This is a genomic window from Maribellus luteus (assembly GCF_003576475.1).
GTDB lineage: Bacteria > Bacteroidota > Bacteroidia > Bacteroidales > Prolixibacteraceae > Draconibacterium > Draconibacterium luteum.
The window spans coordinates 1-515 of record NZ_QWGR01000298.1; the positions used below are offsets into that span (position 1 = coordinate 1).

The following is a 515-nucleotide window of genomic DNA, read 5'->3' on the forward strand; positions in this document are numbered from 1 at the left end:
GCCTGGCGCGAATGGGTCCGAACCCTGACGGTGCCGCTGGAATGGCAGGAAGCGGTGATCCGCGCGGCCATCGCGCTGAAACTCTGCGCCTACGAGGAGACCGGCGCCGTGGTCGCGGCCCTGACCACCTCGATCCCCGAGGCCCCGAACAGCGGCCGCAACTGGGACTATCGCTATTGCTGGCTGCGCGACGCCTATTACGTCGTCCAAGCCCTGAACCGCCTGGGCGCGGCCGACATGCTGGAGAACTATCTCGGCTATCTGCGCAACCTCGTCGGGCAGGCGGGCGGCGGCCATATCCAGCCGGTCTACGGCGTCGGCCTGGAGCTTGGCCTCGGCGAGCGCACCGTCGACGCCCTGCCCGGCTTTCGCGGCATGGGACCGGTGCGGTCCGGCAACCAGGCCTATGAGCACCACCAGCACGACGTCTACGGCCAGATCATCCTGTCTGCCGCCCACGCCTTCTTCGACGAGCGGCTGCTGCGGCCGGGCTCGATCGAGGACTTCCATGCCCT

The 515-nt window shown here is 68.7% G+C and carries 1 protein-coding gene; it reads left to right on the plus strand.

Features of this window, described 5'->3' with window-relative positions:
* A partial coding sequence (locus D1614_RS28975; protein WP_241558170.1) for a glycoside hydrolase family 15 protein occupies positions 1–515 on the plus strand: 515 nt, incomplete at both ends.